This is a genomic window from Mycoplasmopsis lipofaciens ATCC 35015 (assembly GCF_000686585.1).
Taxonomy (GTDB): domain Bacteria; phylum Bacillota_I; class Bacilli_A; order Mycoplasmatales; family Metamycoplasmataceae; genus Mycoplasmopsis; species Mycoplasmopsis lipofaciens.
On record NZ_JMKY01000004.1, the window covers coordinates 1 to 13,559 of the forward strand.

Annotated in this window: 12 protein-coding genes; 3 read left to right on the forward strand and 9 right to left on the reverse strand. The window is 22.7% G+C overall.

From position 1 onward, the window contains the following. Positions 1 to 900: 900 nt before the first annotated feature. The 9 genes from T388_RS0100975 to T388_RS0101015 form a co-directional block, all read right to left on the reverse strand. Complete coding sequence (locus tag T388_RS0100975; protein WP_027120479.1) at positions 901 to 3,276, reverse strand: hypothetical protein; 2,376 nt, start codon at positions 3,274 to 3,276, stop codon at positions 901 to 903. Positions 3,277 to 3,290: 14 nt separating this feature from the next. Next, the gene (locus T388_RS0100980) at positions 3,291 to 3,668 is read right to left on the reverse strand and encodes a hypothetical protein (RefSeq protein WP_027120480.1); all 378 of its coding nucleotides are present in this window, start codon (positions 3,666 to 3,668) and stop codon (positions 3,291 to 3,293) included. Positions 3,669 to 3,680: 12 nt separating this feature from the next. Then, positions 3,681 to 5,696, reverse strand: a complete 2,016-nt coding sequence (locus T388_RS0100985; protein ID WP_027120481.1) for an AAA family ATPase — start codon at positions 5,694 to 5,696, stop codon at positions 3,681 to 3,683. Beyond that, on the reverse strand, positions 5,683 to 5,883 hold the full coding sequence (locus tag T388_RS0100990) for a hypothetical protein (protein WP_027120482.1): 201 nt from the start codon (positions 5,881 to 5,883) through the stop codon (positions 5,683 to 5,685). The genes T388_RS0100985 and T388_RS0100990 overlap by 14 nt, the downstream gene beginning before the upstream one ends. Continuing rightward, entirely contained in the window at positions 5,883 to 7,169 is a 1,287-nt protein-coding gene (locus T388_RS0100995; RefSeq protein WP_027120483.1) for a DEAD/DEAH box helicase family protein, read from the reverse strand. The genes T388_RS0100990 and T388_RS0100995 overlap by 1 nt, the downstream gene beginning before the upstream one ends. Beyond that, on the reverse strand, positions 7,159 to 8,070 hold the full coding sequence (locus T388_RS0101000; RefSeq protein WP_027120484.1) for a DNA-methyltransferase: 912 nt from the start codon (positions 8,068 to 8,070) through the stop codon (positions 7,159 to 7,161). The genes T388_RS0100995 and T388_RS0101000 overlap by 11 nt, the downstream gene beginning before the upstream one ends. Positions 8,071 to 8,675: 605 nt before the next feature. Beyond that, positions 8,676 to 8,912, reverse strand: a complete 237-nt coding sequence (locus tag T388_RS0101005; RefSeq protein WP_027120485.1) for a sigma factor-like helix-turn-helix DNA-binding protein — start codon at positions 8,910 to 8,912, stop codon at positions 8,676 to 8,678. After that, positions 8,905 to 9,954: a signal recognition particle-docking protein FtsY gene (ftsY, locus tag T388_RS0101010; RefSeq protein ID WP_027120486.1), complete on the reverse strand. Its 1,050-nt coding sequence runs from the start codon at positions 9,952 to 9,954 to the stop codon at positions 8,905 to 8,907. The genes T388_RS0101005 and ftsY overlap by 8 nt, the downstream gene beginning before the upstream one ends. 199 nt (positions 9,955 to 10,153) lie before the next feature. Then, positions 10,154 to 11,266 (reverse strand): hypothetical protein, encoded by a 1,113-nt coding sequence (locus T388_RS0101015; RefSeq protein ID WP_027120487.1) that lies wholly within the window; start codon positions 11,264 to 11,266, stop codon positions 10,154 to 10,156. Between the two features lie 86 nt (positions 11,267 to 11,352). Between T388_RS0101015 and prfA the strand changes: the two genes are divergently transcribed. The 3 genes from prfA to T388_RS0101030 are packed head-to-tail and all read left to right on the forward strand — an operon-like array spanning position 11,353 to position 13,388. Continuing rightward, positions 11,353 to 12,429 (forward strand): peptide chain release factor 1, encoded by a 1,077-nt coding sequence (gene prfA, locus T388_RS0101020; protein WP_027120488.1) that lies wholly within the window; start codon positions 11,353 to 11,355, stop codon positions 12,427 to 12,429. After that, complete coding sequence (prmC, locus tag T388_RS0101025; protein WP_027120489.1) at positions 12,429 to 13,142, forward strand: peptide chain release factor N(5)-glutamine methyltransferase; 714 nt, start codon at positions 12,429 to 12,431, stop codon at positions 13,140 to 13,142. The genes prfA and prmC overlap by 1 nt, the downstream gene beginning before the upstream one ends. Positions 13,143 to 13,163: 21 nt before the next feature. After that, the gene (locus T388_RS0101030; RefSeq protein ID WP_027120490.1) at positions 13,164 to 13,388 is read left to right on the forward strand and encodes a phosphopantetheine-binding protein; all 225 of its coding nucleotides are present in this window, start codon (positions 13,164 to 13,166) and stop codon (positions 13,386 to 13,388) included. Positions 13,389 to 13,559 lie beyond the last annotated feature (171 nt).

A 13,559-nucleotide genomic window follows, 5' to 3' on the forward strand; every position in this document is an offset into this window, starting at 1 on the left:
ATTATGTTTTAAGTTAGTACAATATTTGTGTAAGATATAACCACAAAACAAACAACAAGACGACAAAGAAGGTTTTAAGTTAGTACAATATTTGTGTAAGATATAACATGAATTAGCGTCATTTAATTCGTATATTGGTTTTAAGTTAGTGCAATATTTGTGTAAGATATAACGAAGAAACTAAACTTAACATCGGAAAGTGAGTTTTAAGTTAATACAATATTTGTGTAAGATATAACCTGAACATTTGTAAAGTTGAAAGACGCCTAATGAGGCTATTAACTGACGCATTAAAAAATTTAAATAAAAAATAACCTAGACCTAAAGCTATAAATTTTCAAAACAATAGTTATCCAATTTTAAAAATTTTGCATCGTCTTGTTGTTATTTTTTATGCTGATGATGAAAAGTTTTGTATTTAATTCTTGTTTTAAATACAATTTAAATAAATCTAAATACATAATTTATTTTTAATTTAAAGCTGCACATCTTCATAAAAAATGTCTAACTTATCATACTTTTTTAATTTCGAATAATTTTCTATATCTTTTTTACATAAAAAAATACTTTTTTATCTAAAAGTTTTTGATTCACAATTGAAAATTTGGAAATTGCCATAGGTTGAGTTCCTTTTTCAATATTTTGTATTGCAAATAAAAAAACAAACCTAAAATAAGGTTCGTATTTCATTTTTTTATATATCAACCACTAATTATTTCCATGGCCAAAATATGCTAAATTGTAAATTAAATTTAAAAATTAAACAATTGTTATAATAAAAATGTTTGTCTCAATAACACTAAATTTTCAAAAAAACAAATAACAAATTTATGTATATAAAAAATTATCTTCATTGTCAAAAATTTTCATTATGTGTTAAAACGCAATTATAAATAGGTTTTATTTTAAATAAAACAAATCATTTTCTTTATCATAATTTCATTTTTCATTTTTAAAATAATAGCTTGGATGAATATTAAATTCAAAATTGTAATTTTTTAAAATATAAATTTCTAATTCTTTTGCTTGAACAGAAGTATTTAAATTTTGGTTTAATATTTCATACAATGATTGCTCAATCAAGTTAGAAATAAAAAAATAATTTTTGCTTTTATAAATCAAAGAAAATTTTCCATCAACATCATTTGATCTAATTTCTTTAATAATTGAATTAGCTTTGATTAAATATAAAAATAAATCACTATGAATACTATTTAAAAAGTTAAAACATTCTTTTTCATAAGAATTTTCTATTAAATTATTTTTATTTAAAAAAGAATAAAAATTAATGATTTTTTCTTCTTCTATTTGATTTATAACTTTTTCAACTAAAGGTTCAAAATTCATTTTTTCTTTTATTTTTGAAACATTAAAAATAGTATTGTTGTCATCAGAAAGCAAAAAAATTTTTTTAATACTTGGATTTGAAGAAAGCAAAACATTTTTTAAATGAATTGGATCTATTTTGTAATTAAAATTTCGAATCATAAAATTTTCTTGATTATTTATTCATTGAGCTATAGCTTTTAAAACAGATTCATATTTGGATAAATAAACATAATATTTAGTTATAGTTATTCCAAAATTATTCATAAATGAATTAGAAAGAAGATATTCTCTATACTCTCCAGTAATATTTTTTAAATATTTTTCTTCAAAATAATCTCTTTTAAAAAGATATTCTTTTTGAAAGTCAATTACTATTTCTTTTACAATTTTTTCACATTCACTCATTATTATTTGTTCTTCGCTTGACAAATCTTTTAATTTGTAAAAATTGGCCGCTTCTTTAACAAATTTACAAATATTATTTCAATATGAAAATTTTCCTAATGAATAATTTTGATCTAAATACTTTCTAAACCTATTAATAGTGAAATTAGGAAAATTTTCTACTTTTTTGTAAATAAAATCTTTCATGTTGAAATTTATTTTTTTAATCGTTGGATTTCTTCTAAAATCCAATATATTTTTAAATTTTATACTATAAAGTTTTTTAATAACCATAAACAATTCTTTTTCATTATAAATATCGTTTTGGTTACAAAAGTCTTCATTATTTATGTAAAAATGCTCTATATTTACGATGCTATCTATGTTTGTCAAGTATTCTAAAAGCATTTTTTTAAAATCATTAGAAGGATAATTTTCAAAATCGTAAAATTTATATTCATGGTTACCTAAACTTATCAAATTTTCCATTCTTGAAAGATGACCTATTATAAGTCTATTTTTTTCGGACATAACATATTCATCAATTTCTTTTGTTTTATAGTCAATATTATATTTGTCGCACCATTTAACAAAGTCGGGCCAAATTTCTTTCAAATTAAAATATTTCAAAGAATTTTTTTTCGAAAATAAGATAAAAGCATCGCTGAATTTTAATTTTTGAAATTTTTTATCAACGAAAAATTCATTATTTAATGATGCTATTTTTTTCGCTAATTTTTCGTCATAAATTAAATTGTTATCATAAATATAATCTTTTGAATTTTTAGAACCTTCTCTTTTTACAAATATTCTAAAAAAAGTATAAAAATTGTAATTTAAGTTTAATACATCAGCTTCATCTTTGCTAAATTTATAACTTTGAGCTATTTTTTTATATTTTTCAGTTTCGTCAAAAATTAAACTTTTATCTTCATAGATATCTAAAGCTATTTTTTGTAAGATTTGTCTAATTCTTTCTAAAGAAACATTTTCTAATATTGCTATTTCATTGGTACTCTTGCCACTTAAATATAAAAATAAAATTTTATATTTATCGTTATTTTTATTTAAATTCAATCAAACGTCAAAATTTATATTTGTTGTTTCTTTATCAATATTGTTAAAAATATTATTGATTTGAAAATCTAAAAAAGGTTTTTTGTTTTCTTGTTGAGTTTTATAAATTAAATATCAATCAATTAATTCTTTTAATTTGCGAGCGTGCGTTATATTCAAATTATATTTTTCTTTAAGTTCACTTAGTGTATTGCAATAGAAATCATTTAATTCATTACTATGTATTAACAATTTTTCTTTTATTATTTTTGAAGACATAAATAAATTTGCAGCATAAATTGACAAATAAGAAGTATCCATATTTTTAATAATTTTAATTTTTTTATGAGTTACTTTATTATTACCATAAATTTTTATTAGATTTTTTTCATTTATTTTTAAATTTGCAGATGAGAAATCCTCATATATTCTTTTTGGTCAATTATCAACACAAGAAGAATTTTCCAACATATTAAAAATAAAAATATTTATCTTGTTTATTTCCATATTTCACTATTTTTTTATTCTAAAATTTTGCTTATTCATAAACAAGGATTACTTTTGTCAATATCTTTAATTTTTTCGTAAATATCTTCTAAACCAATATTTACTAAAGACTTAAAAGCAACTGTTGAATGACAATTTTTGTTTATTTTTTGAAATTTTATAATTTCCTGAATTCAACCACCCGGATCAACATTATCAATATTTCAAGTTGTCGGGCCATTATAACCTTCATTTAAATTTTTATCTTGATACAATTTATTTTTTATAGCATAAATAGCAGCTATTCTAGCTCCGTCTTGCTTATCAGAAATATAATCAAAATCAATTAGTTTTGTTAAACATGTATCACTATTTTTAGTTAAACCCATTTGTTTTATAGATTTATATTCCACATTTACCTCCAATTAATACTCACTAGGCTCTTTGATGCATTTGATTAATGATTTATATGAAGCATCAACATCATTTTCATCGTAATTTTTATAAATACGGTACTCAGAAACAAGATTGTCGCCAATTGCCGTTTTTAAAATGTTATTTTTTTCTCCTTCATCACCAAACCACATTAGAATAATTTGTGGAGAAAGATTTTGAAAAACAGTTATTATTTTTTCTTTATGAAATTCAGATAAAGTTGAAAAAGGTGCATCTAAAATAATTGAGCCTGTTAAACTAGAATTTTTATGAAGTCCATAAATTAGTGAAATAGCCAATAAACTAACATAACCAGTTGATGGTTTAATTACTTTTTCATCGTTACTATCATAAATTGTCACCCCATAATAATCATCAAAAACTATTTTTTTATAATGAGGATTTTGCGAAATACTTACAAACATTTCGGTAGCGCTTTTTTGCACTTTTTTTCTCATATTTTTTTTATATTCTTCGACAGAATCATTAAAAATATTAGCTAAATCTTCAGAAAGTTGATGTTTTTCTCTTAAAATTTTTTCGCTTTCCTTTAATTCATCAGTATTTGAAAGATTTATAAAGTTTTTAATATTTTTTTGTTGATTTTCTTTAATTTCTTCCAGTTTTTCAATTTTTCTTTTTAAGAGTTCTATATCTTTTTCATTATTGACAAGAATTGTTTTATATTTATTAATTTTTTCGCTATCTACACCATTGATATCAAATTGATTTTCATAATTATTTATATTGTCTTCAATTTCCTGAAACTTACGATTACATTCAATGATGTTATTTTCATTTTTTTTGATTGTTTCTAAATCAAACGAATTGTTATTTTTTAAGAAAAAATCAAAATTTTGAATTTTGTTATTATATTCTTCAACAAGGCTAAAATCTTTTTTTTGATATTCTTTTAGTAAAGTTAAATTATTTTCAACAACCGCTTTAATCTTATTGAAGTTTTCTTCGCTTAATTTGTGAAAACAAAATTTACATCTTTCATTATTGAGAATTTTTTCATATTCATCTGTATCTTTTTTTAAACTTAGATATTTAAGATAATCGTTTTTTAATATAGAAATTTCCTCTGGCGTATTTTTTATGATTTCACTAATTAGATCTTTTGCATAATTTTTATATGTTTTTAAAATGTTTTTAATATTCGATTTTGCAATAACAATTTCACTTAAATATTTCTCTTTTTCTTGTTTTAATTCTTTGATTTTTTCTAAAATAGAAGAAATTCTTTGATTTTTTGACAATTCAGTTTTAATTTCTTCATTTTCGTATTCTTTTTGTTTCAATTCTTCGTATGATTTTTTTATTTCGTTTTCAATATTTTCAAGATCTTCTTTTAATTTTTTATATTCGCCTAGTGATTTATCATTTTTAATAATATTTTTATTGATCTTTATTATTTCATCCCCATAATATCTATTTATTTTTAATAAATCGTTACTTGAGTTTATTATTGCTGAAATTCCTAGGATTTTATTAATTGAATTTGAAATATGGTCATTTCTTTTGGAATCTAGTAAATTTTTATATTTGGTAATAACTTCACCTTCAAAAAGAATAAATTCGATAATATCGCTTGGAATAATACTTCCAATTATTTCTTTTCTTTCATTTTCATCAACGACTGGATTAAAATTTTTAACTAACCTTGTAGTTATTTGAAAATCATCGTTTGTGGGATTATTAAAATTTCTCATTGCTTTAACTGATTTTGTTAAAATAAATAAATCTCCTTGATAAGTGAATTCTAAATCAACACTCATTTGATAATCTTTTTCTTTTCAAGCTAATGAATTAATTTCATTGATTATGTCGAGATAATTTTTCGAATCTCTTAAAACAAATTTAATTGAATCAATTATTGAAGATTTTCCAACACCGTTTTCACCTCTGATAAGACTTATACCTTGTTTAGTTCCAAAATCTAAAACAGTTTGTTTATAGTAAGGTCTAAAGTTATACAATTTTAATTTATTAATATGTAACATCTTCAATTATCTCCTTTAATTTGTTTAAGTCTCTTTCGCTAAATTGTTTATTTATTTCATAATCAATTATTTTATTTATTGCTTTTTTAACTTTGTTTATATATTCTTCACCCTTACTATCTAATTTTTGTTCTGCTATTTCATAAAGGATTTTTTTGTATTCTTCTTTTTTTAGATCTAAATTCATTATTCTCCTCCTCTGATTTTTAGTCTTTCAACATCAAAAACTAATGTTTCTTTATTTTTTGCATCTTGAGCGAAACACTCAATTCTTTTTATTTCTTTTTTAACTACATTATCTATTTCATATTCATTGTTGGAAATTGTTGCAAAATCATATATATAAGCATAATTTTTATTTAAAAATTTTCTCAAAACCCTCCCTCTTCTCTGAATATATTCTTTTTCATTTTGAGTTGAAGCAACAATTATAACTCTATCAATACAAGGAATATTAACTCCCTCATCCAAACATTTTATTGCTAACAATATTCCACCATTTATTTCATAGTGACTTAATATAAAATTTTTATCTTCTTCTATATCATAGTAATATTCGTAAATTTCGTTTTTAAGATGCGGGATTCTTTCAACAATTTTTTCTTTATATTTTTTAATTTGATTTTTATTATTTAAATATATAAGTCAATGCTGTTTTGATTTAAATTCTTTTTCTAATCAAGAAATTGTTAGATTTAGTTTATTTTTTGCTTCTTTTAAAATATTAGATCTTTTGTTTGTTAAAATCGAAAGTCTATTTTCATCAAAATTTATTTCTTTTTTTCAAATTAAAGCATTAATTTTAGAAGACAATTTATCGAATTTTTTTTGCTCTTCTATTGTCAATTTCACTTTTAAAAAATGATAATAATATTCACAAAGAAATTTTCTTTCTATTGCATTTTTTAAAGTAAAAACAGGTTCAATTATTCTATTAAAAAAATCTAAAATTTTTATTGTTCCATTTTCATCAAAATAGCGATTTGGTGTTGCAGAAAGACCTATTTTATAATTAATTTTCATATTTAAAAGTTTGCTATTTTCATTTGAACCTATATTATGGACCTCATCACAAACTAATAAAATATGATTGCCAGAGAGTTCATAAAATTTTTGTGCTAAAGCGCTTTTATATGTTGACAAAATAATATGTTTATTTTTTCCTTTATTAATATTTTCTGAAGTATAAGTCCATAAATCTAATCTACTTATTTTATTGTTATCCCCCAAAAGATGAATTTTTACTTCTTCTGGTAAAAACTTTTTCAATTCATCATTTCATTGATTAAGTAAAATTAAAGTCGGAACTAAAATAATTGGAACTTGATTATAGGAAAATAAAGATTCTTTAATCGCATAAATAGCTGTTATTGTTTTACCTGAACCGGTACACATTTGAAATAATCCACATCTATTATTTTGTTTTCAATTTTCAATTATCTTTTGCTGATAATCTCTTAATTTAATTTCCAATTTTTGTCTCCTTGTTTATTCTTTCTATAGCTATTTTGTAAAAATCTCTATTTTTTTCAAAACCTATAAATTTTCTTTCTAAATTTATTGCTGCTACTGCTGTTGTTCCAGAACCTAATCAAGGATCAAAAACTATATCTCCTTTTTTAGTACAGGCTTTAATGTATTTTTCTGGTAAGTAAGATGGTTGGATTGCTTGATGATTTATTTTTTTATTAGAAGTTGCTCCATGAACAATATTTGTTTCACCACTTATAATTTCTCTTTTAAGAGTTTTCGAAACATCATTAAAAATATTTTCAATATTATTGAAATAATTTTTAGGAAGAGCTCCTTTTGGATTGGGTTTAATTCTTTTTTCTTTTGAAACATATTTAAGACCATTATTTCTTGGTTTATAAACATTTTTTTCATATATTTTTAATGTCTCTTCTGAATATGTTTCTCTAATTTCATCAATATTTATTTCTCATATAGGTGATTTTGAAAATCACAAATTATATTCATAAGCATCTTGACAAGCAACTCTGACACCTGTGGGGACAGGGTTTGTTTTTATTCAGATTTCAATATCAACACAATACAAATTTAGTATTTTTTTCATATAAATCATTAATTCTTCAACAATTAAAGATCTTTCAGAGGAATACCTACCTTTTTTTGATTTTGTTCTGTTTGATTTAACATTAATTACAATAAAACCATCATCTTTTAATTTTGGAAGCGAATAAATCAAAAAAGGTGAAATTTTATCTATATATTTTTCTATTGATCATGAATCATAATTTCGATTTGCATTAGGATAAGGCGGAGAACCATATAATAGTTTTATAGATTTATCATTTAATTTTTGTATTTCCTCAAGAGAATCAGAACATTTAATTAAGAGGTTTTGTTTCATTTTCTCTCCTTATTAAAAAAACAAAAACACAATAAAAAAATAGACATTTTGTATGTCTTATTACTATTATTTATGTTTTTGAATTTGTTTGTTACTAGGTTATATATATATATATATTACAGGTGTTTGAACGATTTATTAACTTTTGTTGCACATAACACCTCCTATATATCTTTTTTTATATTATATAAAAAATTAAAATAATATGCAATTTTTTCATTTTTATATCAAGTGAAAAACAAAAGTGAGAACTTTTATAATTTTTTGGATATGAAAAAATATCAAGAAAATTCAAAAACAGATTATGAATTGAAGAAAGAATATAAAAAACCCATCTCGTAGAATTTTGAAGCTATGAGATGGGTGAATCAGAACTATGGTTCATGGAATTATAGTTTTTTTATATAAATTTTAAAAGTAGATTTAAATATAAAAAGTTCTTACTTTTGTTTTGCACTTCACATTTCTTCCATTTTTGCCTATTAAAGCTATAAATTAAATTTATATTTTGACACAATTAATATATAAATAATCTCTTAAATTATTTTTATTTCCTTAATTTGATGTTCTCAAAATGTCTATTGCATTTAATAAAATTAAATTCTTTAATTTGTTAATATTTTTTCATCAATTTTTATTAATTTTTTAATTGCTTTTTTTACACTATCGTAAGCAGCAGAACGAGTTGTTGCTGTCTCATTAGCAATTTCTTGATAAGAAAGATTTTCGTAAAAATATAATTGAAAAGCTTGCTTTTGTACTTGAGTTAAAAAAGAATTATATTTTTCAAATAATTTAATATATTTTTCCCTATTTTCAATTTGTAAAATATTTTTATTCATTATCAATAATTAAATCCTTAGTCATTTCATAAATAAAATTTTCTAAATCAAATTCTTGTAAATCATCAACTGCTTCACCTAATCCAATGTATTTGACATTTAAATCAAATTCATCTTTTATTGATAAAACAATACCTCCTTTGGAGGTTCCATCCATTTTGGTTAAAATTATTCCTGTAGGATTTGCAACTTCTTTGAAAGCTTTAGCTTGACTCACTCCATTTTGTCCTGTTGTTGCATCTAAAACTAACAAACATTCGTGTGGTGCATCTTCTTGAAATTTTTTAATAATTCCGTACATTTTTTCTAATTCACGCATCAAATTAATTTTATTTTGTAGTCTTCCAGCTGTGTCAATTAACAACAAATCGTAGTTTTCTTTTTTGGCTTTTTCCAATGCTTGATAAACCACACTTGAGGGATCTGCGCCTTCTTTTATAGGTTTTACAATATCTGCACCTACTCTATTAGCTCAAACTTCTAATTGATTAACTGCTCCTGCTCTAAAAGTATCAGCAGCAGCGATTAAAACTTTTTTATTTTCTTTAATATACTTGTTGGCTATTTTAGCAATAGAAGTAGTTTTTCCACTTCCGTTCACACCAATAAATATATAGATATTTAAATTATCATCATCATATTTTAGTGTTGTATCAATAATGCTTTTATTTGTGTAAATAACAAACATTTGATCCGCTACTAATTCACCGATATGTTTAGAATCAGTTAGATTTCTAGCTCTTACTTCGTTTTTAATATGCGTAATTATTGCATAAACTAAATTGGCGTTTATGTCACTCATAATCAAAATTTCTTCTAATTCTTCAAAAAAATCTTCATCAATTTTTTTGTATTTATTTTGTAAATCAAAAATTTTTTTGCCTAATGAACTAGATTTAGAAAGACCTGCACTATATTTTTCTAATTTTTTTGAATTTAATAATTTTTCTTCTTCTTTTTTTGCTAATTCTTTTTCTTTTAATGCAACTTTATCTTTATTTTGTTTAAATAATTTGTTTTTTAAATAACCAAAAAATCCCATTATTCCTCTTTCAATAATATATTAGTTTAAATTATAAATATTATATACAATTCTTAAATCATATTTAGATAAGATTATTTCTCTATTAATATGAAAAGTAAAAATAAGTTTATATTTTGTAATGCATATAATATTTATCTATATATAAAACCGAAAGATAAACATTGATCTTCCGGTTTTATATATATTTTTTTATTTTTTATATGATATTCATATATTTTTTATAAATTTTGTCCATATTTTTATTAATAAAATCAACTATTTCATATTTATTTAACACATTTGCATTTTTAATTGATTCACGAAGAGGAATAACAATTAATTTTTTAATATTATCCATAATAAAATTTATATTTTCCTCTTTAATTTCATTTGTATTTAATTCAACAAATCCAATATAATCCATTGTTTCTGAGTTTTGAATCAAATTTTCTGTTTTTAAATAAAAATCAAATCTTGTAATTTTGTCATTTGAAAAATTACATTTATTTTTAATCATTCCGTAGTAATAACGAATATATTTTTCTTGCAATATTTCTTTAACAATTTTTTTATTAAATGATGAAGAATATCCATAATGAATTACTCATTCGTGTTCCGGTTTTTCGAACGAATCTATTTCATCATTTAATATAGCATATTCGTTGTCAGTAATAGGTGTTTTAATTTGAAAATCATTACATTTTAAAATAGCTAATTTTTCATTTTGTTCAATCACAGTAGCAATTTCCAATTCTGCGAATTCGTCACAAGACATTTCTTTTAGTGGACATGAAGTGTATGGCATAAATTTTAATTCTTTTTTATTTAGTTCAAAATTACTATAAACATAACGATTACTTAGTTCTGAAAAATTAAAATTGTATTTAAATCCTTTTTCTTCGAACACCCTATTTGCAATTTTTAAAGCATGTTTTTGTGCAAAATCTTTTCATTCCATGAACATTTCTTCTCTTTGTTGTTCATAAAATAATATTTCTTTATTAACATTGTTTAAAAATCTCGATGTTAATTGTTTTAAATCATCATAAGTTTTACTCTCAAAAGTAATAACATCAAATTTTATTTTCCCCGCGATTTTTCATTCATTATTGTTCTCAAATTTTTTAATATTATTTTTATTTAATACAACTCAATCATATTTAACGCCATAACGCTTATTAAAATTCATTGATTGTAAAATTAATAATTCTAAAATATCTTCGGATTTTATTGCATGAAAATCATTATCAATTATGGTTTCATTTCTAAAACCGGATTTGGTAGGTTTTACATATTTTAGTTCTAATAAATAATTATTTTTTGCTTTCATATATCTCCTCAAGTAAATGTAAATTTATATACAATAATTATAATTACTTTACTTTAAAAAATAATGTTTTTATTATAATAAGATACATGGAAAAAAATATGTATAACTCTTTGTCTGATATAAAAGACAAATATTTGAAATTAGAAGAAAAATCTATGGAGGATGAAGTTATTCAAAACATTAAGGAATATTCAAAAATCTGTAGAGAAAAAAATAAAATAAAAGATATAGCTGAGGCTTTTATCCAATATGAAAATTTAAATAACGATTATTTAGAAGCTAAACAAATGATTAATTCCAAAGATCAAGATGAAGTTATGCTAGCTAAAACAATAATTGAAGAAAATGAAATGAAGTTAGCCAAATTAGAGGAAGAATTAAAAATTTTAATTTTACCAAAAGATGAAAATGATGATTTAAATGTTATTATGGAAATTCGTGGTGCTGCTGGAGGGGATGAAGCTAACATTTTTGCAGGTGATTTATATAAAATGTATACAAAATTTGCTGAAAGTTTAGATATGAAAATTCGTTTAATTTCGTCTTCTGCGGCTAATACAGGCGGATTTTCGCAAATAGTTTTTTCAGTTAAAGGCGAAAAAGCCTATTCAAAATTAAAATTTGAAAGTGGGGTTCATAGAGTACAAAGAATTCCTGTCACTGAAAGTTCAGGCAGAATTCATACTTCTACAGCAACAGTTACTGTTATGCCTGAAATAGATGATACTGTGGAAATTGAAATCAAGCCATCTGATTTACAGATTGATACATATCGTTCAAGTGGCGCAGGGGGCCAATCAGTTAATACAACAGATTCAGCGGTTAGAATTACACATTTACCAACAGGAATAGTTGTTACATCTCAAGATGAACGTAATCAACTTGCAAATAGAGAAACAGCACTAACTGTTTTAAAATCAAAATTATATGATTTAGAAATTCAAAAAAAACAAGCTGAAGAAGCAGGATATAGAAAACTTGCTGGTCACGGAGATAGAAGCGAAAAAATTAGAACTTACAATTATCCACAAGATAGAGTTACAGATCATAGAATTGGTTTTTCAACAAGTCTGAAACAAGTGGTTGAAGGTAAATTGCAACCAATTATCGAAGCATTATTAACTGAAGAACAAAATCAAAAAATTAAAGAAAGTGGTTTTTAATGCCAACAAAAGAAGATCTCCTAAATGAAAAAAGAAAATATGGTTTAAAAGAGATTATTAATTTAGAAGAGTTAAAACTTCTCGAACAAAATGTACCTATTCAACATATTATGGGATATGTTGATTTTTTAGGTATAAACATTAAAGTAAATAAAAATGTATTAATTCCCAGATACGAAACAATGGAATTAGTTGATTTGTTTCTTAAAAAATATGCTAAAAATAATACAAAAATATTGGATTTGTGCACAGGATCAGGATGTATAGGTATAAAAATTAAAAAAGATTTACCAGGTTCTGAAGTTATATTAAGTGATATTTCATTAGAAGCTTTAAAAATTGCAAAGGAGAATTGTTTAAACAATTTGAATGCAGATGAGTTGAAAGGAATATCTATTTTACATAGCAATTTATTTGAAAAAATTAATAACAAATTTGACGTTATTATTTCTAACCCGCCATATTTAAATAAAAAAGATACGGATATTGATGAAAGTGTAAAGCAATTTGAACCACATATTGCGTTGTTCGCAGATGATAATGGTTGAGCAATATATGAGCAAATATTAAGTGATTATAAAAAATTTCTTAACAAAAATGGAATTTTAATAATGGAAATTAATCCTAAACATGAGTCCAAATGAAAAAACATAAAGAATGCACATTTAATTAAAGATATTAATAATAAATATAGATTTGTCGTTTTTAAATAATTTTTATTTATAATATAAATTATGAATTTACAAGATTTAATAATAAAAAAATTTCAAAAATTAACATCTAAAAAAGTAACTCTTCAATCAAGTTTAGCAGAATTAAAAATTGATTCGCTTTCATTAGCAGAATTAGTATATGAAGCAGAACAAGAATTAAATATAAGGGTTACAGATGAGGATTTATTAAAAATAAACACGATAGAAGAAGTTATAGAAATTATTCAAAAAGCTCAAAATAAATAAATTTTTGAAATTAAAACAGGACAAAACCTGTTTTTTTAATTCAGATTCAATTGCATTATGAAAAAAATTAAATTTAATATTAGGAACCAATATTGCACTTATTTTATTTGTGGTGAATTAATCTGACACTAAGAGTTTTTTGAATAAAAACAAATTAGTTTTTGAAGCAGA